This is a genomic window from Acerihabitans sp., from assembly GCF_036398755.1.
In the GTDB taxonomy this organism is placed as follows: Bacteria; Pseudomonadota; Gammaproteobacteria; order Enterobacterales; family Enterobacteriaceae; genus Acerihabitans.
Window position 1 is genome coordinate 14,213 of the sequence record NZ_DASWOM010000022.1, and the last position, 23,007, is coordinate 37,219.

17 protein-coding genes and 1 rRNA gene are annotated in these 23,007 nt (G+C 52.7%); 13 read left to right on the forward strand and 5 right to left on the reverse strand.

All coding sequences use genetic code 11. The annotated features are described in order from the left end of the window. Positions 1-674: 674 nt before the first annotated feature. Complete coding sequence (metH, locus tag VGC33_RS04650; protein WP_331119556.1) at positions 675-4,361, reverse strand: methionine synthase; 3,687 nt, start codon at positions 4,359-4,361, stop codon at positions 675-677. A 292-nt stretch (positions 4,362-4,653) separates the two neighbouring features. Here metH and gntK point away from each other — a divergent pair, with 292 nt between their 5' ends. After that, entirely contained in the window at positions 4,654-5,190 is a 537-nt protein-coding gene (gntK, locus tag VGC33_RS04655) for a gluconokinase (protein WP_331119558.1), read from the forward strand. Between the two features lie 311 nt (positions 5,191-5,501). Then, positions 5,502-7,313 (forward strand): phosphogluconate dehydratase, encoded by a 1,812-nt coding sequence (edd, locus tag VGC33_RS04660; protein ID WP_331119560.1) that lies wholly within the window; start codon positions 5,502-5,504, stop codon positions 7,311-7,313. Here edd and metA read toward each other — a convergent pair. Beyond that, complete coding sequence (metA, locus tag VGC33_RS04665; RefSeq protein WP_331119562.1) at positions 7,310-8,239, reverse strand: homoserine O-acetyltransferase MetA; 930 nt, start codon at positions 8,237-8,239, stop codon at positions 7,310-7,312. The genes edd and metA overlap by 4 nt on opposite strands. Positions 8,240-8,482: 243 nt before the next feature. Then, positions 8,483-9,142, reverse strand: coding sequence for a GntR family transcriptional regulator (locus VGC33_RS04670; protein ID WP_331119564.1), 660 nt, complete (start codon positions 9,140-9,142; stop codon positions 8,483-8,485). Positions 9,143-9,828: 686 nt separating this feature from the next. Between VGC33_RS04670 and VGC33_RS04675 the strand changes: the two genes are divergently transcribed. The 11 genes from VGC33_RS04675 to VGC33_RS04725 all read left to right on the forward strand — a co-directional run bounded on the left by VGC33_RS04675 (position 9,829) and on the right by VGC33_RS04725 (position 21,369). Further along, complete coding sequence (locus VGC33_RS04675; RefSeq protein ID WP_331119566.1) at positions 9,829-10,647, forward strand: substrate-binding periplasmic protein; 819 nt, start codon at positions 9,829-9,831, stop codon at positions 10,645-10,647. A gap of 62 nt (positions 10,648-10,709) precedes the next feature. After that, positions 10,710-11,492 carry an amino acid ABC transporter permease gene (locus tag VGC33_RS04680; protein ID WP_331119568.1) on the forward strand — a complete coding sequence of 261 codons (783 nt, stop codon included), beginning with the start codon at positions 10,710-10,712 and terminating at the stop codon, positions 11,490-11,492. A gap of 8 nt (positions 11,493-11,500) precedes the next feature. Continuing rightward, positions 11,501-12,169 (forward strand): amino acid ABC transporter permease, encoded by a 669-nt coding sequence (locus VGC33_RS04685; RefSeq protein WP_331119570.1) that lies wholly within the window; start codon positions 11,501-11,503, stop codon positions 12,167-12,169. Between the two features lie 7 nt (positions 12,170-12,176). Beyond that, positions 12,177-12,926 carry an amino acid ABC transporter ATP-binding protein gene (locus tag VGC33_RS04690; RefSeq protein ID WP_331119572.1) on the forward strand — a complete coding sequence of 250 codons (750 nt, stop codon included), beginning with the start codon at positions 12,177-12,179 and terminating at the stop codon, positions 12,924-12,926. Between the two features lie 39 nt (positions 12,927-12,965). Next, complete coding sequence (locus tag VGC33_RS04695; RefSeq protein ID WP_331119574.1) at positions 12,966-14,144, forward strand: M24 family metallopeptidase; 1,179 nt, start codon at positions 12,966-12,968, stop codon at positions 14,142-14,144. 185 nt (positions 14,145-14,329) lie between these two features. Continuing rightward, complete coding sequence (locus VGC33_RS04700; protein WP_331119576.1) at positions 14,330-15,589, forward strand: Zn-dependent hydrolase; 1,260 nt, start codon at positions 14,330-14,332, stop codon at positions 15,587-15,589. 19 nt (positions 15,590-15,608) lie between these two features. Then, entirely contained in the window at positions 15,609-16,613 is a 1,005-nt protein-coding gene (locus tag VGC33_RS04705; protein ID WP_331119578.1) for a hydroxyacid dehydrogenase, read from the forward strand. A gap of 84 nt (positions 16,614-16,697) precedes the next feature. Next, a complete protein-coding gene (locus tag VGC33_RS04710) occupies positions 16,698-17,603 on the forward strand; it encodes a hypothetical protein (protein ID WP_331119580.1) in 906 nt (301 codons plus the stop codon). Then, positions 17,587-18,681, forward strand: coding sequence for an Ldh family oxidoreductase (locus tag VGC33_RS04715; RefSeq protein ID WP_331119582.1), 1,095 nt, complete (start codon positions 17,587-17,589; stop codon positions 18,679-18,681). Before VGC33_RS04710 ends, VGC33_RS04715 begins: the two co-directional genes overlap by 17 nt. Further along, positions 18,678-19,985, forward strand: a complete 1,308-nt coding sequence (locus VGC33_RS04720; protein ID WP_331119584.1) for a hydantoinase/carbamoylase family amidase — start codon at positions 18,678-18,680, stop codon at positions 19,983-19,985. Before VGC33_RS04715 ends, VGC33_RS04720 begins: the two co-directional genes overlap by 4 nt. Before the next feature lie 178 nt (positions 19,986-20,163). Next, positions 20,164-21,369 (forward strand): M20 family metallopeptidase, encoded by a 1,206-nt coding sequence (locus tag VGC33_RS04725; RefSeq protein WP_331119586.1) that lies wholly within the window; start codon positions 20,164-20,166, stop codon positions 21,367-21,369. Between the two features lie 294 nt (positions 21,370-21,663). Here the strand turns inward: VGC33_RS04725 and VGC33_RS04730 are convergent, their stop codons facing one another. Further along, a complete protein-coding gene (locus VGC33_RS04730; RefSeq protein ID WP_331119588.1) occupies positions 21,664-22,713 on the reverse strand; it encodes an acyltransferase family protein in 1,050 nt (349 codons plus the stop codon). Between the two features lie 216 nt (positions 22,714-22,929). After that, positions 22,930-23,007: ribosomal RNA gene (rrf, locus tag VGC33_RS23305) — 5S ribosomal RNA — on the reverse strand; the annotation flags it as partial.

Below are 23,007 nucleotides of genomic sequence, written 5' to 3' on the forward strand. Positions count from 1 at the left end.
GAACGACGAACGCCATCAAGTGGCGGGCGGGCTTTTCGCCACATCCTTGCCGGGGGGATAATTGCGCTTCATGTAGCGATGCGTCGATCTGAAAGCGGCCACCAGGATCGTCAGAAATATTTTTTGGTCATGTTGATCCATTATTTACCCTCTTACTGCTAATTATATTGCCATGCTGAAACCGCCAGGCGGTTGAAAATGGACCCTGTCGCCCCAGGACATATATACTTTATCGATATGTCTAAAGTATTTAATCCTTACCGCCGGCGCCAGGGCGCCTTCTCCATAAATGGTAGCCACAGGATTGTCCTCAATTATAAATATTGACAACGCTCATCTCTGCATTTTCATTGAAAGGTTTCGCTAAATATTTCAAAAATAATAGTTAACATAAAAATGATTTAAAGTTTTCCTTTCCCGATTGCTCCTGAAGTACATTCTAATTTAAACCTTTCATCACAATAGGTAAAATAATTATATTATTAGCCATAATTAATTAGCGATAAATCATTTAAAATAAAAATTGAATATTGCTAATAAATTAAATATTAAGCATGTGGATTTTTGATACTTATGGGTGTGGGCGCGTGGGGTAAACCGGGGATCAGGCGTGGGGCATGCGGTCAATAACCGCTGCAACACACCGGTTTTACCGGTGTGTTGCCAAAGAGGTATCAATCCGCGTCGTAGCCCAGGTTGGGCGCCAGCCAGCGTTCAATTTCAGCGATGGGCATGTTTTTACGCCGGGCGTAATCTTCCACCTGGTCCCGCTGAATTTGGGCCACGGCATAATATTTACTGTCGGGATGGCTGAAATACCAGCCGGACACCGACGCGCCGGGCCACATGGCATAGGACTCCGTCAGGCGCATACCGGTGGCGTCATCCACATTCAGCAGTTGCCAGATAGCCGCTTTCTCGGTGTGATCGGGACAGGCCGGATAACCCGGCGCGGGACGGATCCCCTGATAGTTCTCCCGAATCAGCTCCTCATTGCCCAGATTCTCATTAGGGGCGTAACCCCAATAGACCTTACGCACCCGTTCATGGAGATATTCGGCAAACGCCTCGGCCAGCCGATCGGAAAGCGCCTTGACCATAATTTTATTATAGTCGTCCTGCTGGGCATCAAAGGCCGCCGCCAGGGTATCTTCCTCCAGCCCGCCGGTTACGGCAAACGCGCCCAGGTAGTCCGCCTTGCCGGAGGCTTTCGGCGCCACAAAATCCGCCAGGCAATAATTGGCGAATTCGCTTTTCTCCGTCTGCTGGCGCAGGTGATGGCTAACCACCAGGATCTCGCGGCGGCTTTCATCGCGGTAAACCTCAATGTCATCGCCGACCCGGTTGGCGGGAAAAATACCCACGACCCCGCGTGGGTTGAGGGATTTTTGCGCCGAAAGCTGGTCCAGCAGGGCATTGGCGTCGTCAAACAGACGTTTGGCCTCGACGCCGACCACCTCGTCCTCCAGGATGCGTGGGTATTTCCCGGCCAGCGACCAGGTCATAAAAAAAGGCGTCCAGTCAATATAATTACGCAATGTCTCGATAGTGGCGCTGACGGCTTGAATGCCCAGGCGATGGGCCACGGGGGGAGTGTAGTTTTCCCAATCCATGGCCAGGTCATTATCGCGCGCGGCCTGCAGCGAAACCGGCGGCGTACGGGGCTTTTTGCGGCCGTGCTGGATGCGCACCGTATCGTATTCCTTGCGGGTACGCAGCACGAACGCGTCACGCTGCTCGTCCGACAGCAGGGCCGATACCACGCCCACGCTGCGCGAGGCGTTTTGCACATAAACCGTCGGCCCGCTGTAGTTTTTCTCGATTTTAACCGCGGTATGCGCCTTTGAGGTGGTGGCGCCGCCAATCAGCAGCGGCAGGGTAAATCCCTGGCGCTCCATTTCTTTGGCGACGTTGACCATCTCGTCAAGCGACGGCGTGATTAACCCCGACAGGCCGATAATATCCACATTAAATTCACGCGCCGACTTCAGTATCTTATCCATCGAGACCATCACGCCCAGGTCGATGATTTCGTAATTATTGCACTGCAACACCACGCCGACGATATTTTTGCCGATGTCATGCACGTCGCCTTTGACCGTCGCCAGCAGGATTTTGCCGGCCGCCTTTTGTTTTTCCTTACCCGCCTTGATAAAGGGTTCCAGATAGGCAACCGCCTGCTTCATGACCCGCGCCGATTTCACCACCTGCGGCAGGAACATTTTCCCGGCGCCGAACAGATCGCCCACCACGTTCATGCCGGCCATCAGCGGCCCTTCAATCACCTCGATGGGCCGCGCCGCCTGCTGCCGCGACTCCTCGGTGTCCGCTTCGATAAATTCGGTAATGCCTTTTACCAGCGCGTATTCCAGCCGTTTATTTACCGGCCAACCGCGCCATTCCGCCTGCTGCTGCCTGGTATCGTCGTCGTTTTTGCCGGCCCGGTACTTCTCGGCCAGATCCAGCAGCCTTTCGGTACCGTCGGCGCGGCGGTTAAGCACCACATCTTCCACCGCCTCGCGCAATTCATCGGACAGATCATCATAGATAGCCAGCTGGCCGGCATTAACAATGCCCATATCCAGGCCGTTTTTGATGGCGTAATAAAGAAAAACCGCGTGGATGGCTTCACGCACCGGCTCGTTGCCGCGAAACGAAAACGACACATTGGAAACGCCGCCGGAAATCAGCGCATGGGGCAGCTCGGCCTTGATGTCGGCGCAGGCGCCGATAAAGTCCTGGGCATAGTTATTGTGCTCTTCAATACCGGTGGCGATGGCAAAAATATTGGGGTCGAAGATAATATCTTCCGGCGGGAAACCCACGGTTTCGGTGAGGATGCGATAGGCGCGCCGGCAGATGTCGATTTTACGCTGCCGGGTATCCGCCTGGCCCTCTTCATCAAACGCCATCACCACCACCGCGGCGCCATAACGGCGCACCATACGGGCATGATGGATAAACGCGTCCTCGCCCTCTTTCATCGAGATGGAGTTAACGATGCCCTTGCCCTGGATACACTTCAGTCCCTGCTCGATCACCTCCCATTTCGATGAATCGATCATGATAGGCACCCGGGATATATCCGGTTCGCCGGCAATCAGATGCAGAAAACGCACCATGGCGGCGGCGGAATCCAGCATGCCTTCATCCATGTTGATATCGATTATCTGCGCGCCGCTTTCCACCTGCTGCAACGCCACCGCCAGCGCTTCATTGTATTTATCTTCTTTAATCAGGCGTTTAAAGCGTGCCGAGCCGGTAACGTTGGTACGCTCGCCCACGTTAACGAACAGGGAGTCCGCTGTGATATTCAGCGGTTCCAGGCCGGCGAGGCGGCAGGCTACCGGCCTTTGCGGCAGGACGCGCGGCGCCAGGCCCTCGACCGCGCGCGCCATGGCGGCAATATGCTCAGGCGTGGTGCCGCAGCAGCCGCCCACGATATTCAGGAAACCGGAAATCGCCCATTCCTTAATCTGTCCGGCCATTTCATCCGGACCGAGATCGTACTCGCCAAAGGCGTTAGGCAACCCGGCGTTGGGGTGGGCGCTGACATAACAATCGGCAATGCGCGACAGTTCGGCCACATACTGGCGCAGTTCATCGGGGCCTAACGCGCAGTTCAGGCCAAACGACAGCGGTTTGACATGTCGCAGCGAGTTATAAAACGCCTCGGTGGTTTGTCCGGAAAGGGTGCGTCCCGACGCATCGGTTATGGTGCCGGAAATCATCACCGGCAATTGCACGTCCATCGCCTCGAATTCGGTTTCAATGGCGAAAATCGCCGCCTTGGCGTTTAGGGTATCAAAAATGGTTTCCACCATAATCAAATCAACGCCGCCTTCCACCAGCGCGTGGACCGCTTCTCGGTAAGCGCTTACCAACTGGTCAAAACTGACGTTGCGATACGCCGGATCGTTGACGTCCGGTGAAATAGATGCGGTGCGGTTGGTAGGACCCAGGACGCCGGCCACATAGCGGGGTTTCCCCGGCGTGCGCGCCGTCCATTTGTCGGCGCTGAGACGGGCCAGCCGCGCGGCCTCGAAATTCAGCTCGCTGACCAGCGCCTCCATTTGATAGTCGGCCATGGCGATGGCGGTGGAGTTAAAGGTATTGGTTTCAAGGATATCGGCGCCCGCGGCCAGGTAGTCGTCATGGATGGCGGCAATCACTTCCGGCTTGCTCAGCACCAGCAGATCGTTGTTGCCTTTCAGGTCGCTCGGCCAGTCGGCAAAACGCGCGCCGCGATAGTCCGCTTCTTCTAACCGGTAACTTTGGATCATGGTGCCCATGCCGCCGTCCAGCACCATGATGCGCTGAGCTAATTGCCGGCGCAGTTCGTCCACTCGATTGTTAACCATTACCCCATCCACCGCTAAAAAATACGTCTTTTATTGAGCCAAAACAGGCAGAACATCCTAGCATAAATTACAGGCATTCGACGCCGCGGGCGCATGAGACTTTTTCAGATCCCCCGATCTGCGCCCCTGACGCCGGCGGAAATGTAATAAAAATGTTTCAGATTACATTTTTAGTTTGAAGCAGATCACAATTAGCGCGAAAAAAACACAATGCATCTGGAAACCGCGGTAAAAATCCTGATAATGTTACCGGTAACATCAATACACTTTTTACCTGGCCACGGAGCCTACGATGACAACAACAGCTAACCATATCTTCGTTTTAATGGGCGTTTCAGGCAGCGGCAAGTCCGTGGTGGCCAACGCTCTGGCCCGTGAGCTATCGGCCGCTTTCCTGGACGGCGACTTTCTTCATCCGCGCGCCAATATCAACAAAATGGCGGCGGGACACGCGCTTAACGATGACGATCGCGCGCCCTGGCTGGCGGCCATTAATGACGCCGCGTTTGCGATGCAGCGTACCAATACCATTTCCCTCATCGTCTGCTCGGCGCTGAAAAAACATTATCGCGATCGCCTGCGCGAAGGGAACGCCAATCTGTCCTTTCTTTATCTCAAGGGCGAATTCGACGTTATCGAAGCCAGAATGAAAGCCCGTAAAGGCCATTTCTTCAAGACCCAGATGCTGGTCACGCAGTTCGACACCCTGGAGGAACCGGGCGCCGATGAAAAAGACGTTCTGGTGGTGAATATCGACCAACCGGTGGACGGCGTCATTAACGATGCCCTGCAATGCATCAAAGAACGCATTGCGCAAGACGCCGGCTAAACACCCGGCGCGCTACACAGGATATCAACATAACAGCTATGCTTGTTATGTCAGGAACAATAGTTGCCATACCCGGCCGGAAGCCGCCAACAGGCGCATCCGGCTTTTTAAGCCGCTTTGGCTGAAACGATTCAATTACTGATATTTTACTGTAAACAAGCCGGCATGCCGCTTCGCCACCATAACATCATCATCATAAAAAAAACGATCCGGCGGTTTGCCGGCGGCAGGGCATCAATTCCGTGGTCATGCCAGGCTGCGCCTGTGGCGCGCACCTGGCCTGACCATTCAATCTTAAATGTGAGGCAAATATGAATCCTACCGTAGCCCGCGTGACGCAACGCGTAATCGACCGTTCCCTACCTACCCGCACCGCTTATCTGGCGCGCATCGACGCCGCGCGCGCCAAAACGGTACACCGGTCGCAGCTGGCCTGCGGCAACCTGGCCCACGGGTTCGCCGCCTGCCAGCCCGAGGATAAGCTGGCGCTGAAAAGCATGACCCGCAATGATATCGCCATTATCACGTCATACAACGATATGCTGTCGGCCCACCAGCCTTACGAACATTACCCGCAGCGGTTGAAAAACGCGCTCCACGGCGTGGGCGCGGTCGGCCAGGTAGCCGCAGGTGTTCCGGCGATGTGCGACGGCGTGACCCAGGGACAAGACGGTATGGAGCTGTCACTGATGAGCAGGGAAATCATCGCCATGTCAGCCGCCATCGGTTTATCCCATAATATGTTCGACGGCGCCTTATACCTGGGGATTTGCGATAAAATAGTCCCGGGGCTTGTGATGGCCGCGCTGTCCTTTGGCCATCTGCCGGCGGTATTTGTCCCGGCAGGCCCGATGGCCAGCGGTTTGCCGAATAAAGAAAAGGTACGCGTCCGCCAGCTTTACGCCGAGGGCAAAATAGACCGCGCGGGCATGTTGGAAGCGGAAGCGGCGTCTTATCACAGCGCCGGCACCTGTACTTTTTACGGCACCGCCAATTCCAACCAAATGGTTATGGAGATGATGGGACTGCATTTACCCGGATCCTCGTTTATCCAGCCTAATACCCCGCTGCGCGACGCCCTGACCGATGCCGCCGCCGTGCAGGTCACGCGCCTGACGGAAAACAGCGGCAACTATCTGCCGATTGGCCGCTTGGTGGATGAAAAGGTGATCGTCAACGGCATTATCGCCCTGCTGACCACCGGCGGCTCCACCAACCACACCATGCATCTGGTGGCCATGGCCCGCGCCGCCGGTATTATCATCAATTGGGACGACTTCTCTGAACTGTCCGACGCCGTGCCGTTGCTGTCGCGTATTTACCCCAACGGGCCGGCGGACATCAACCAGTTCCACGATGCCGGCGGCGTACAGCTGGTAATACGCGAATTATTAAAAGGCGGCTTGCTTAATGAAGAAGTCAATACCGTTGCCGGTTTCGGCTTAAGCCGCTACACCATGGAACCCTGGCTGGATCAGGGCGTGCTGGCCTGGCGCGAAGGCACCGACGCCTCGCTGGACCCCAAGGTGATTGCCAGTATCGGCCAGCCGTTTGAACATCACGGCGGCACCAAGGTACTGGATGGCAATCTGGGACGCGCGGTGATGAAAACCTCCGCCGTGCCCGCCGCCAATCAGATCATCGAAGCGCCGGCGGTGGTGTTTGAAAGCCAGCATGACGTCGGCCCTGCTTTTGACGCCGGCGCGCTGGACCAGGATTGCGTGATCGTGGTGCGCTACCAGGGACCACGCGCCAACGGTATGCCGGAGCTGCATAAATTAATGCCGCCGCTGGGCGTATTGCTGGATCGCGGCTATAAGATCGCCCTGGTCACCGACGGACGTCTGTCCGGCGCATCGGGCAAGGTCCCCGCGGCCATCCATGTCACGCCGGAGGCCTATAACGGCGGCTTACTGGCTAAAATCCAGACCGGCGATCTGCTACGCGTGAACGGCGTTACCGGCGAACTGTCATTGCTGGTGGACGCCGCCGAACTGGCGCAACGGACAGTGACGCGGCCCGACCTAAGCGCGGAGCATATCGGCTGTGGCCGTGAGCTGTTCGGCGCGCTGCGCGCACAGCTCTCCGGCGCTGAACAGGGCGCGAGCTGTATTGCCTTTTAATCCAGGGTGGGATTCATTTTCTTCAGATCAAACGGCGTAATCTGGTAGACGTAATAGTTCAGCCAGTTGGCGAACAATAAATGCCCATGGCTGCGCCAGCTGGCCCTGGGCGGCAGGTCTGGATTGTTCTCCGGGAAATAGTTAACCGGAAGAGTCGGGTTGAGGCCGGCCGCCAGATCGCGATGATATTCCCCGGCAAGCGTCAGCGCGTCATATTCCGGATGGCCGGTGACGAAGGCCAGGCGTTTATCAGGGCTGGCAAACAGGTAGGCGCCGGTTTGCTCCGATTCCGCCAAAATCTCCAGGTCGGTATACTGGCGGATGACGTCGGACGGGAAGTCGGCATAACGTGAATGCGGCGCCAGAAAGGTTTCGTCAAACCCGCGGGTCAGCAGGGCATGAGGCTTGAGGGTGTTATGTTGATATACGCCGGCCAGTTTCTCCCGCCGGGTCATTTTGGGGATGTCGTATAAAATATTCAGCGCCGCCTGAACCGCCCAACAGACAAACAGCGTCGAGGTGACGTGCCCTTTCGCCCACTGCAAGACCCGGTCTATCTGCGGCCAGAAAATCACGTCCTGAAAGTCCACCAGCCCCAAGGGCGCGCCGGTCACCACCAGGCCGTCGTAGTTCTCATCCTGGATATCCTCAAAATCACAATAAAAGGTGTTGAGATGCTCCGCCGGCGTATTTTTCGATTCATGGTTGTCGATGCGCAGCAGCTGGATATCAATTTGCAGCGGCGAATTGGACAGCAACCGCAGGAACTGATTCTCCGTCTCGATTTTTTTCGGCATCAGATTCAGGATCAGCACCTTGAGCGGACGTATTTCCTGGGTACGCGCGCGGGAAGTGGTCATAACAAACACGTTTTCGTTACGCAGGAAATTTACTGCTGGCAACTCATCAAGAACCCGAATCGGCATAACTATAGAACCTCAAAGCATACGTTTAAACGTTTAGACATCCAGATGCCTACGATATCGTCTTTGGTAAATGATGTCGAGTGTTCAACCATTAGTTGAAAATGTTTCATCTTAATGACCATTTTTGCTTACTGAATGTGGCGGGATGGAAAGGGGTTGCGCTGGCTTACGTGCCCCATTGGCGCCCCAGGGCCGGAATGGGGGTTTTAAAAGAGGAATTCGGGAGGCCGAAACGCATTGCGATCAGAGGCTGGAAAACTTTTCAATTATCGACGTACGTATATTGTCAATATGATGGGAGACTTCCAGTGCGGCCTGCTCGCCGTCCCCCTTTTCAAGGGCGGCGATAATCGCCATATGTTCATTCAGCACGGGCAGCATGCGCTTGTCCACCCGTTTGAGTGAAAACATCCGCGTCCTGCGCCGCAGTTCATTAATCATCTCGGCCAAGAGCTTGTTTTCGCTGTAAAGGAGAATAAGCCCATGCAGCTCCGCATCCACCCTCTGATGCTCATAATTGAAGGGATCCCCCGCCAGCTTGAGCTTTTCAATCCTTTCCTTTAAAAGCGCCAGCTTATTGAGGGGGATTTTACCGGCCGCGCGAGCCGCCGCCTCGGTTTCCAACAGGCGTCTGACATAAAGAATCTCCAGGATTTCCTCCAGAGCCACCATGCGGACAAAAAGCCGATTATTGGATTTACGCTCCAGGATTTTCTCTCCCTCAAGCCGATGCATCGCCTCACGAAGCGGAGTCCTGGAGATACCCAGACGAATGGCTAAAGCGCGCTCTTGTATCTGTTCCCCCTGCTGCAACTTTTTGGCAACGATCAAATCCAGCAGCGCCTCATATGCCTGATTGCCAAGACCGCCATTACCGCCTTCCAATAACGTTGTTTTATTCATAATTTATTTTTATCTTTCATGTAATTAATCAGAGGATGTCGGGAATGTAACCTGTCTGAATGTATACCATAGGTATATTAATCTATTAACTATTGGCGGGATGTCAACGTTTATCGAAACCAAGACGGATCAAAAAAGAAAAATGATAAGCATGGCAAATTTATGTGCACCAAAATTAGTCAAAAGCACCGCCTTGGTGCATGCGATCGGATAATTGACACAGTAGGGCAGGTAAAAAGTTCATAAAAAAATGGCCGGCCACAAAACCGCCAATATCACGACCGCTAAACGCCCGTATACCCGCGATAAGGCGATAATCAAATAAAAAAAATTCGCATGGACAAGATATCACCCTGAATTTTAATGGATTCAAAAGAGATAGCCGGTTCGGCGCCGGTAAATTGTTTTATCACTCAAGTCGATTTCAGCATCCCAATACAATTTTTAGGCTTTGATGCCACAATTTTCTTTTTATGATTGGCAAGCTTTGGCACTTTTATTGCTAATTGCTAATAGTAACTGTATAAAACGGTCAAATCAGGTCATAGCGAGGGAAAGTGGTATAGATATTCCATATCTCATTTGGTATACCAGCAGGATACCAACATAAAATGATGATAGCCTTTATTAATAGAGCGGCCTTGTGGGCCGATAAAGACTAATAGCCATATGACGAGGGTAAAACCATGCATTTGTTGTCTGTTCTCACGTTGAAAAATTGCAAAAAAATGGGTGCGGCATTGGTCTTTGTTCTGGGATGCGCTCACTATGCCAATGCGGCGGATAGCGCGGTAGACACTATTCTTTCAAAAGGTGAGTTACGGGTTTGCTGGGCCGATGACAATCCCTATTCCTATAAAGATCCCACCACCGGCAAATGGGAAGGGTTCAACCACGATATGGCCGCCGACCTCGCCAGCGCCATGGAAGTAAAGCTGGTGGATGTGGATTCAACATTTAAAACTGTTATTGCCAGCGTGAAAAATCACGAATGCGACATTGGCGGCGCGGCGTTATTCGACACCATCAAGCGTGCCGAAGTCGTCCTTTTCACGGCGCCCATTTCTTTTGAAACCAGTGGCGCCTTTGTGAAAAATGATTCCCCTTATAAAACTTATGCCGATTTGGATCAGAAAGGGAAAGTGCTTATCTCCAAAACCGGATCCGCATCAGGTGATTTTGCCAAACGGTATTTCAAAAACGCCGAAATCCGGTTTGTCGCGTCCGACAACAGTTCGGTTAACGCGGCGGAAGTCGCCAACGGACGAGCGGACGCATGGTGGGTGTCGTACACCTCCACCTCGCGAATGCTTCAGCAAAACAAGCAGTTCGGCATGCGCCCTTTGGGTGATAAACCCCTCAATCCCGTCGGCATCGTCTGGGCCATTGATCTGAATGAATACCACTTACAGCAAGTGATCAATATATGGCTGCGTGGCCAGCTCAATTCGGGACGTACGGCCGAGCTATGGAAAAAGTGGTTTGGCACTGATTATATCCAATAATTGGCCTCGCATCACGGGCCATGGCATCACTTATTTTCTTCAACTCTGGATAAGGGGGGAGCATGACAGATTCAGCCATAATCGCTAAAAATAAAAAGATTGATAGGCAAAAAATCGCCGGTACCGTCATCGTTATTCTGTTATCCGCGTTTATCCTGTTTAACGTGAGATGGGATTTTGTGCGCGCCCTCGATTTTTCTGTAATTTATCAATATTGGCGGTTATTGCTTACCGGGCTGTCCATGACGGTGTTTGTCACGTTGGTATCGATAATTACCGGCCTGCTGAGCGGTATTATCTTGGCTATCCTTTATCAGCTCCCGTTTCGGATAGTGAAAATCCTTATCGCCATTCATGTGGAAATCTGGCGTTCAACGCCGCTACTGGTGCAGATTTTCTGGATCCATTTCGCCCTGCCGCAAATCACCGGCATTACCACCCCGGCGCTGGTTTCCGGCATCATCGCCATGACGCTTCAGTCAAGCGCCTATCTTACCGAAATCACCCGCTCGGGCATTGAGAGCATTCCCACAGGGCAATGGGAAGCGGCGAAGGTGCTTAATCTTTCACAAACAACCACCTGGCTGAGGGTCATTCTGCCTCAAGCGTTGAAACTGATGCTGCCGGCATTGTGTAATACCGTCCTCAGTTTTTTCAAAGGCTCGACGATACTGTCGGTGTTGGCTATCAGCGAGCTCGTGACCATCAGTAATAATATTTCCAGTTTTACCTTCAGGCCGATTGAAGTCATGACTTTTGCTGGCCTGCTTTTTTTTATCATCGGATACGGTTTTTCGTACCTGAGCGCCCTGCTTGAAAAAAGACTGTCGCAATCGTCATTGTAGGAGCCAATATGCATTTCAATTTTTTTGTGGTGGCGAATTCCTGGCAAATATTGGCGCACGGCGCTGTTACGACGTTTTTAAGCTGTTGCCTGTCGCTGGCGCTCGGTATCGTTCTCGGCGCGGTGTTATGCTGGGGAAAAATGCAGGGTAGCGGTCCCCTCTATCGGGTATCGGTTATAGTTATTGAAACTTTTCGCACCATACCAGAATTAATACCTATATTTTGGATATACACCTGTGTGCCATTTATTTTTGATGTGAAATTATCCGCTTTCTCCTCCGGCATTCTGGCATTAACCCTGTGCAGCGGTGCTTTTCTTGCCGAAATATTCAGGACAGGCATTTTAGCTATACCCAAAGGTCAATACGAAGCCTGTACCGCGCTATCCATACCCACGATAAAGAAATGGAAAACGGTCATTATTCCTCAAGCGGTCAAGGTCGTGTTCCCCGCATTTGTTAATTTCACCAGCGACCTGGTTAAAATTTCCAGCTTGCTCTCGACCATCGGCATTGCTGATTTAGCTTATCAGGCGTCCGTTATAACAGGTGAAAATTATCGCTATCTCGAAATCTATACCCTGGCCGCCGTATATTATCTGATCATGATTGTGCCGCTGAGCTTGTATGGCCGCTATTGTGAAAACCGCAGTAAAAAGCATATGGCAAGGACATGAAATGCGTATGAACTCGAATATTCCCTCCATGCATATTGTCATATGCCAGGATGTGAAAAAATATTACGGCACATTTTGCGCCCTGAAGGATATTTCCCTGGAATTCAAACGGGGAACCGTCACCTGCATTGTCGGTCCGTCCGGCAGCGGTAAATCCACGTTCCTGCGAACGCTAAACGCCCTTGAACCCATTGATGGCGGAGAGATTTTCATAGACGGCATTCAGTTGGAACACAGCGCCGCCTCGGCTAGGGCCATACGCAAAGATGTCGGCATGGTTTTCCAGAATTTCAATTTATTTCCTCACCTCAGCGTGAGAACCAACGTCACCCTGGCGCCGACAAGCGCTTTGGGACTGGGCAAGAAAGAAGCGAATTTACGGGCGGAGCAGCTCCTGGCCCGTGTCGGCCTGGCCGATCAAATTGATAAATACCCCGGCCAGCTTTCGGGCGGTCAACAGCAACGGGTCGCCATAGCAAGGGCGCTGGCCATGGAACCGGCCCTGATGCTATTCGACGAGCCCACATCGGCCCTGGACCCGGAAATGGTTTCGGAAGTTCTCGGCGTGATGAAAGGGCTGGCCGAAAGCGGCATGAGCATGATTGTCGTTACCCATGAAATGGGCTTCGCCCGCGAGGTGTCGGACCGGGTCATCATGATGAGCGAGGGGCAGGTGCTGGTTGATCTGCCGCCGCAGGAATTTTTCAAGCCGGCCAATGACGCAAGACAATCGGCGTTTCTCTCAAAAGTACTTTGAGGCAAAACAGCATATGTTCACCCCTAAGGAAAATGTAAAATGATAGACAAGAATTTGATCGACAATATTCCCCAAGGCAGTGATTCAGCCTTTCCAAAACAGGAATTCGACGGCCGGATCGCGAAACTGCAGGCCATATTGAAAGATAAAAATATTGATTTATATCTCACCAGCGGCGCTGAAAATATTTTCTACCTTTCCGGCCAACAGACCCCTGGCTATTATGTCTTCCAGTGCCTGGCAATCCCGGTAGAGGGCACGCCGTTCCTGGTACTGCGCGAGCTTGAATCCTATAACGCCCGTTTTAATACTTATCTCGATCGTCTATATGGGTATGGTGACGGTTCCTCTCCCGCTGAAGCGCTGGCCATGGCAATTGAACAGGAAGGCTGGAAAGGCAAACGCATCGCGGTTGATCGCAACGCATGGTTTCTCACGGTGAATATTTTCGCCGAACTGTCCGCCCGCCTGGGGGACATGCAGGATGGCAGCGGTTATGCCGAATCGCTGCGCCGGGTTAAGAGTTCCCTCGAAATCCTGGCGCTTGAAGAAGCGGCGCGGGAAAATGACGCCGGTATGAGGGCCGGTATTGCGACAGCCAAAGCGGGTGTGGATGAAAACGCCATTGCCGGCGCCATCATGGGCGCAACCATTACCGCCGGTTCGGAATATATGGGAATGGAGCCCTTTGTCACCTCCGGTCCGCGCTCCGGGGTTCCCCATACGACCTGGCGCCGTCGCGTTATCCAAACCGGCGACGTAGTGGTATTGGAAACCGCCGGCTGCCACAACCGTTATCACGCCGCGCTTTTCCGTACCATTATGGTGGGCGATGTCCCCCGTAAAGCCCGTGATTGGTATGATATCACCCGGGACGCTCTCGCGGCCGCCATGGCGGCCATGAAACCGGGCAACCTTTGTTCCGATGTCCATGACGCGGCGCAGCGGGTGATCGACGCGGCCGGCGCCACCGCCGCCTATCGAAAACGGACCGGATACAGCATGGGTATTTCATTCGCACCCGACTGGGGTGAAGGTAATATTTTGCATCTCAATAAAGGTTACGATGTGGAATTGGTGGAAGGCATGGCCTTTCATATACCCATTACTCTGCGGGAATATGCTCAGTTTACCGTTGCCTGTAGCGAGACGGTCATCGTTACGCAAAACGGATGCCGCAGGTTAAGCCAAATCTCTCAAGATTTGATTAACGTCTAACTAAGAAAATCCGGTTTATGTAGAACCCGAACGCTGATATGGATTAATCCTGAAACAAACATAATATCAGCAGCCTATCGGTATACCGATGGTATTTATAATATCGCGAGCGTATAGGGCCAAATAAAATGTAGTCTGTCTATTTTTTATTTTGGCTCATTTTCGCCACCAGAGATTGTTTATCTATGATTGAACCTGATTTGGAACTGGCACAGACTTTATTCAATGAGCTGTATGCTATCGGCTATGACGGTATTGGCGTCACACGCGATACCTATGGCCCCGGGGAACAGCGCGCCCATGACCTTGTCAGGCTTTATGGCACGAAACTGGGTCTTGAAGCCCGGGTTGACGCCGCGCTTAATCTTTACCTTACCTTGCCCGGCCGGGATCGAGGCCTGCCCGCCGTATTGGCGGGTTCCCATCTGGATTCCGTGCCCCGCGGCGGCAATTATGACGGGGCGGCCGGGGTTATCGCCGGCCTGTCGGTGCTGGCGTCCTGGATAAAATCGGACCGGCGGCCAAAACGCGATGTTACCGTTATCAGCATTCGCGCGGAAGAGAGCGTCTGGTTCCCGGTATCCTATATCGGCAGCAAGTCCGCGTTGGGATTGCTGCCCCCCGACGCGCTGGACGCGGTGCGTTTTGACACCGGCAAGACCCTGGGCCAATACATGGAAGAGCAAGGGGGATCGCCTGAAAATATCGTGAATGGTACGCCCGCCATTTCCAACGCTACTGCTTGCGCTTTTATCGAACTGCATATTGAGCAAGGACCGGTGTTAATCGACAACCAAAATGCCATTGGTATTGTGACCGGGATATGCGGCAGCCTTAGATACCGCAGCGCAACCATTACCGGCCAATATGCGCATTCCGGCGCGACACCCAGGACACATCGCCATGACGCGGTGGTGGCTTTTGCTGAACTGGTCCATGAAATGCAAGAGAGATGGCAGGTTATGGAAGCGGAAGGGCATGAACTGACGCTCACATTCGGCCAGGTCAATACCGATTTAAAACAATCGGATTTTAGCAAGGTGGCGGGAAAAATTCTGTTTTGCATTGATATTCGGTCCCGCGATGTCGCTACGCTGGATCTGATGGATTATTACGTTCGGCTTGCCGTGGCGGAAATTTCCGCCAGGCTTGCGGTCCATTTTAATTTAGGGGAAAAAATCCGCAGCCAGCCGGCCATCATGGACCAGGCGTTACGCCGGGGATTAACGAACAGTGCCAAACACAGGGGCTTAAAATTCCATAACATGCCGAGCGGTGCGGGACACGATGCCGCCATGTTTGCCAATAAGGGCATTCCCACCGCCATGATTTTTATCCCCAATGCCGATGGCAGCCATAATCCAGATGAAAAGATGGAAATGAAAGATTTCGACAACGGCGCTCGGGTGCTATCCGATATTTTATGGGACATATCCAATCAATAGTCATTACCCGGAACAGATAATGAAACAGCCTATATGCTTGATCACCCATCCCATCCATAAAGATGGCATCGCGCGATTAACCGACGCCGGCGTCGAGGTACGATACGCCTATGATTGCGATGAAAAAGCGCGGGTAAAAGCGCTTTCATCCGCTAATGCGGTGCTTACCCGCGGGTCTATCAAAAGCGATGGCATCGATTGCGCAAAGAATCTCGTGGTCATAGCCAATCATGGTTCGGGTACCGACAAAATTGATGTCACGCATGCCCATGAAAAGGGTATTTTGGTGGTCTATACGCCGAACTGTAATACCCGCTCCGTCGCTGAACATACTTTGTTATTAATGCTGGCGCTGTCCCATAAGCTGCTTAGCGCCGATATGGCGGTACGCCGGGGGGATTGGGACTTTAGGCTTACCGGCATCACCCATTCTCTTTACGGCAAATCCCTGGCGATTATCGGTTTTGGCGATATCGGACGCCAGGTCTGCAATATGGCAATTCATGGCTTCGGGATGCGGGTTTCGGTCTGGTCGCCCCATGCCGCCGCGGCCGAGATCATTGCCGCCGGCGCCGTCCCGATCGGCAGTCTGGCCGAACTGCTTGAAAACGCCGATGTCATCAGCCTGCATCGGCCGTTGCGCCCGGACACGTTCCACACCATTGACAGCGCCGCCCTGCGGCTGATGAAGCCCACCGCGTTGCTCATTAATACTTCCCGCGGCGGGTTGATAGATGAAGATGCTCTATATCAGGCACTGCGAGAGAATCGGATTGCCGCCGCCGGTCTGGACGTTTTTGAAACGGAGCCCCTACCGCCCCGCTCGCGGCTGGCCGCACTGCCTAATACCATACTCACGCCGCATATCGCCGGCTCGACCCAGGATGCGTTACAAAAGACCGCTATTAGCTGCGCGGAACAAATAATAGCTGTTTTCAGAAATATTAAGCCGGCCCATCTATTAGAAAATGATTTATGGCCGTTGCGACGAAAAATCAATTATAAATTTTTACTCAAGGAATAAAGACGGCAGACAAAGACAAAGGTCTTTTTATTCTGCTGTCCGGTCATGGTCTGGACTTCGATGTCCATGGTGTAAGGAGAGAAAATGTATCCCTTAGTCAAAGTGGTGCTCAGTATAGACGGTGATCCGGATCCTGTGCTCACCCCCGATCCCGATACCCTTGTATTTCGCAAATATCATAAAATGCATTCCCTGGTGAATGAGTATTGTGATGGCAAGGCCGCAATGACGATTCACAGTAGTCCGGTATTTCGCCAGCGATTTATCAGTGACGAGTACATGCTGTTCTGGCAAGAATGGGTAACCTCGGGTAAAGACCTGGCCCTGCATATTGAAGATGATTTATATCGTTTACCCTCTTCTGAACTTTTGCAGCCAAGTATTTTCGACCATCCGGAAACAATCTTCGGCGTCATTGATACCACACTCGAGAGACTCAAGGCGGGGAAGATCGATTGCAAATGCTTTCGCGGCGGATCAAACGGACACGCCCCGGCGCTGGCGAATTTTTTGGCCAGTCGTGGCGTTATCGCCGATCTGAGCTGTGCTCCGGAACTTTATTGGCAAGAACGCGGTGTTAACTGGCTGGGCGCGCCCGCAAGCGCCTATTTTGCCCTGGACCATGACCTGTCGGCCGGGGGCGGCGACAGCCAAAAGCATTTGCTGATGATCCCCTTGGGCTGGGATGGTAATTCCCCTCAAGACCGGCGGCGCCCCACGGTGAATTTCCTGGCCAATGAAACCAGTGAACTGGCGCATTTAAAACGGGTCTGGGACGCTATTGTCCGAAGGGCCATGGACCTGGGTCAAACACAGGTGGTTTCTTTCCTTTGTCATACCTATTCAGTCGAAAACAATCAGCTGAATAACCAGCTCAAGACAATACTGTCCTATGTTCATCACCATGGCGGCCAATTTGTTTCCATAACCGAGGCCATGGACGAAGCGAGACAACACTATCCCGGGGGGCAAGGTGAGCATTTACAATAATAAACCAAGGCAGTACCACCACATTGATGTCGCGGTTCTCACCAGATTTATCACAGACATATTTATCGCGAATGGTTGCAGTGAATATAATGCCGACATCATGGCAAATGTGTGTATTGAGGCTGATCTAGGCGGACACGCTATACAAGGCATCGACCATATTTATTCCATCCTGCGTGATTTGGCCAACGGCGTCTTGCTGGGCGATGCCGCGCCGCGAATTATATCTGAAACCGGTGCAACACTACTAATCGATGGAGGGGGATGCCCCGGTTATGTGGGCGGGGTATTCGCAACGGAACACCTGATACAAAAAGCCCGCGGTATGGGCACCGCCTCAGCCGCCCTGCAGGATACGGGGGATCTTTTTATGTTGGGATATTATGCCCGGCAGTTTGCCAGCGCCGGCCTTATCGGTTTGGTCTTTACCAATACCTGGCCTCCACGCGTACACCCCACCGGCGGTATCGACCCGATTCTGGGCACCAACCCCTTGGCCATCGGCATCCCTACCGGAGGCATTCCGGTGGTGTTCGACTCGGCTACCAGCACTTCCGCCATCGGACATGTCAGGCTTGCGGATTACCATGGCGAAGATATTGCGCCGGGCATCGCCATCGATGCCGATGGCGCGCCGACAACGGATCCTCGTCAGGCGCTGCAAGGCGCGCTGACCCCGATGGCCGGTCATAAAGGATTTGGGCTGGGATTATGCATCGCCCTGCTTTCCGGGGCGATGGCGGGCGGCGAGCTGGGTTCCCGGCTGGATATCGTGGCCCGGTCCAAAGATCGGAGCCTGGGTAAACGGAGCCATCTGTTTATCGCTATTGATCCCGCCGCTTTTGGTGATGCCAATCAGGCCCTAGGCCGCGCGGATGCCTATCTGGCGGAAATAAAAGCGGGCAGAAAGATGTCAGGCGTTGACGAGATATTGATTCCCGGTGAACGCTTGTGGAAGGCCCGTACAGACAATCTCAGGCAGGGGGTGCCGATCCTGGCGGAAGTCTGGCACAGGATTTGCCGGTTTGCCAAAGATGCGGACGTGGAAATTCCTTCGGTGACAGGTGAACAATTATGAGCCAGCGTGATATGAAAGCAACGGATATGCAGAACAGGATTGATGCTATTACTCATGCAATCAATCCCCATAGATTATGGGATTCCATTATGGAAATGGCTAAATATGGTGCTACCGCCAACGGCGGGGTAAACCGGCTCGCGCTGACTGAAACCGACAATAATGTCCGCCTCATACTGCTGGAATGGATCAATCGCCCGAATTACCAATTTTTTGTGGATGCCATCGGCAACCTGTTTATCCGCCGCGACGGCGCTTGCCCCTCCTCGGCTCCGGTAATGACCGGCTCGCACCTGGACACCCAGCCCTCCGGAGGGAAGTTTGACGGTATTTACGGCGTGCTGGCCGGGCTGGAGGTATTTCGCACTCTTGATGACCTCGAGATGGTCACCTCCAGTCCGCTTGAATTGGCGGTCTGGGCTAATGAAGAGGGGTGTCGTTTTGTTCCAGGGTGCATGGGCTCGGCCTGCTTTGCCAAGCCTGAAGACCTGATGCACTGGTTGGCCATCACGGACAGTGAAAACATTTCCGTCGGGCAGGCGGTGGCATGTTTTCACCGGACAATGGCCGGGATATCCCATCGTCCGCTGGGTATCCCCGTACAAGCCTACGTTGAGGCCCATATCGAGCAAGGCCCCATCCTGGAAAACACCGCGGCAACGATAGGGATCGTAAGCGGTATTCAAGGATGCAGGGATTTTCAGGTTATTATCACCGGCATGGAGGCCCATGCCGGTACCACGCCGGCATCATCCAGACATGACGCCATGAAGACAGCGGTTCAGCTTTTGCACGATCTTTATACCGATGAAGCGTTGGCCAGCGATGAGTGTCGTTTTACCATCGGGGCCTTCCAGGTTTATCCCAACAGCAGTTCTGTCGTGCCGGGCCGCGTCGTCTTCAACATCGATTTACGCCACCCCTTGCAATCGTCATTAACGGTATTGGGAAATAAAATCATCGAATTATGCGATAAGCACTCGCACACCGGCCGATGCCGCATACAGGCTAAAGAACTGAGATGGCGAAGACCCATTGAGTTAGGGAAAAATATACCCGATTTGATTCAAAACGCCGCCGACCGTCTTACGCTTCCCAGCAGGGTATTACCCTCGGGAGCCAGCCATGATGCCGTTAACCTGTATCAATGCTGCCCAACGGGAATGATCTTTGTACCTTGCGAAGGAGGCATCAGCCATAATGAAAAGGAAAACGCCGCGTTCGGCGATCTGCACGCGGGGGCACAGGTTTTGGCGGAGGTGTTATATCGCCTTGCCGAAAATAGCCGGGAATCGATGCTGTAGGGCCTTCGGAACAGGTGGCGAATGTTGCCTGGCTTGATGCGCGGTTAAAGCGGTATATTCATAAAGGACCTTGGGCGGTGCGACGGTTGGCGTGCGCCCGTTAACGGCGACAGTTTTACCAGAGATGCCGTTCACCGTCATCCTTAACGACCAATAAGCATCAATGCAGGGAAACACCATGACCGATTGCACCGATAGCGGGCAAAAGAATAAAATTATTTATGCCATTGATGAAATGGCGGCGCAATTTAAGCGGTTGGCTTTGCAGATCCATGGTAACCCTGAACTCAGCTTTGCCGAAACCCAGTCCGCCGCAGCCCTGATAGCGCCGCTGGCTAGCGCGGGTTTTGTTATTGAGCAACCCCTCGGCGGCCTGCCGACCGCCTTTCGCGCCACCTTTGACAGCGGTAAACCCGGCCCCACGGTGGCGCTGCTGGCGGAATACGACGCGCTGCCGGAATTGGGACATGCCTGCGGCCATAATCTTATCGGCACCGCCTCCGTGGCCGCCGCGCTGGCATTAAAGGCCGCCTGCCCTGAATTGAGCGGGCGCCTGCTGGTGATCGGCACCCCGGCCGAAGAAGAAGGCGGCGGCAAGATTATTCTTGCCGATCTAGGCATATTCGACGACGTGGATGCGGTGATGATGGTCCATCCGCGCGAGAAAAACATGGTGTTGCGCGGCGGACTGGCCTGCGTGGATGCGGTGTTCAAGTTTTACGGCAAGGCGGCGCATGCCTCGTCGGCGCCGCAGAAAGGCGTCAGCGCGCTGGATGCGGTGATCCATACCTTTGTCGGCATCAACGCCCTGCGTCAGTTCTTTACCGACGATGTGCGGGTGCACGGCATTATTACCGACGGCGGCAGCGCCACCAATATCGTGCCGGCCTATGCCGAGGCTAAGTTCCTGATGCGCGCGGCGACGGTTAACGGCCTGCGGCTGGTGCGGGAGAAGGTATTTGCCGCGGCACAAGGCGCCGCGGCGATAAGCGGCGCCAGATTGGAGATCGAGCAAGGCCTGACCTACGCGGAGCGTAATAATAACCTGGCGCTGGCCGCCGTTTTTCAACGCAACTTTGAGCTGCTGGGCATTGAGGTTTCCGATCCGCCGGCGGCCGGCGGCATCGGTTCGTCCGATATTGGTAACGTCAGCCAGATTACCGCGGCCATCCATCCTTATATTCGCATTGGCGATGTTTTCCCCCATACCCCGGAATTTGCCCAGGCGGCGGCGTCGCCCGCCGGCCTGGACGGCATGCTGCAGGCCGCCAAGGCGCTGGCGATGACCGCCTATGACCTGAGTCAGGATCGCTTGCTCTTGCAGGCGGTAAAGGAGGAGTTTTCACGCTGGAAGCTCGCCAACCAAGCCGGGCAGGAAATATAAAAATGAAATGGATCTAGACACAGCCGCTATTGGGTATGAACATGGGCGCAGCTATAGCACAGGCACAGGGATAAACGGCGCGGTTTACCCGCACGGAGGATCCGCAAAGATCACATCGCGCAAGCCATCCCTGTTCCCTTTTTAATGTTGACCACCCAGTTCCATTGCCTGCGGGATCGGGCGCTGGAACTGCTGAAGTTCAGTACACAAATGCTACGTACGGCATTGCTGAGGAATTAACGATAAGCCGCAAGATAGTTTTCTAAACTTATTAAATACTATTTAGTTTGATCACTATATTCTCCAATGCTTATTGATAGACTTCTGATATACGCTTTCAAGAAGCCATCCAAACAAAAATACTATAGGAATAGCAATCAAAAATATTATTATCGAACGCTCTAAAACGAATTTATGGATTACATTGAGTATAGGTACATGCATGATATAAATACCATAAGAAATTGGCGCAATATAAGAAAACCCCATAAACCATTTTGGAATTTTAATCTTTTTACTCTGCCAGAATATTGCAATTATAACGAATAACACAGTGACTGCATAATGTCGAAATTGCAGAACTGGATCTATACCTAGTTGAAGGTGAATACCGGCTCGGTGGAACATAAATATGGGAATCAGTTGCAACATTACAAGGATAAGAAGCGCCCCGAGTAGTATTCTTTGGTTTAAAAATGTCAAGTTACCGCTAAGCTTGAACTCTCGACTTAGTTCTACGCCAGCCCACCAAATGATGAAATAGGAAAAAAATAAGGCAACTGGATTTGGTACGAGCTGATATAGTAGCCAACCAAAGAAGGAAATTAAAAAAACCACGAAAAGATGCAATTTTCCTCGTGCCGGGAGCAGCATTATCGGGATAAATAGTAGATAAAAACACCACTCATACGAAAGAGACCAAAGAGGTGAGTTGGATTGGTAAGTATCGAACCAAACGCCGCGCTTGAGTGCGGACACATCCTGCAGCATCAAAATATTACCGACTAACTGCGATGGATAAACTGACGCCCATCCCTTGTGAATTAGACATGCCGCTATATAGCTCAGAATCAATGCCATAAGAAATATTGGATATATTCGCCGAAATCTCAGTTTAAAATATTTTTTTGCCTCGAATGAGCCATTTTTCAGAGAATAATCAATTACAAAACCAGAAAGTAAAAAAAAGAGGATCACTACTTCCTGTCCAAAATATAATAACATCCCTAAGTAGTTGTTGGGAGCGATATGTGCATGGTGAATAAATACATATAATGCTGCAAATCCTCGAACAGCCTCTAATACGGCAAGTTTTGACTTCTCTGCAGCGTTTTTTATGCCCATACGATACCTTACATGTAAAGTTTTGTAAGGAGCCAAAATAGATCACTTTTTACACTCGCGCAATACATTTTATCACTTATTCTAATAATTAGTAATAATATAGTATTTTGAAGTCATACTTCTTGGGTCCGACTCTCGCGCTCGCGTAGTCAACCCCCAGCTTTACGGACATGAAAAAGCCCTCTGTTTGCACAGAGGGCTTCGTCACTATTGGATGCCTGGCAGTTCCCTACTCTCGCATGGGGAGACCCCACACTACCATCGGCGCTACGGCGTTTCACTACTGAGTTCGGC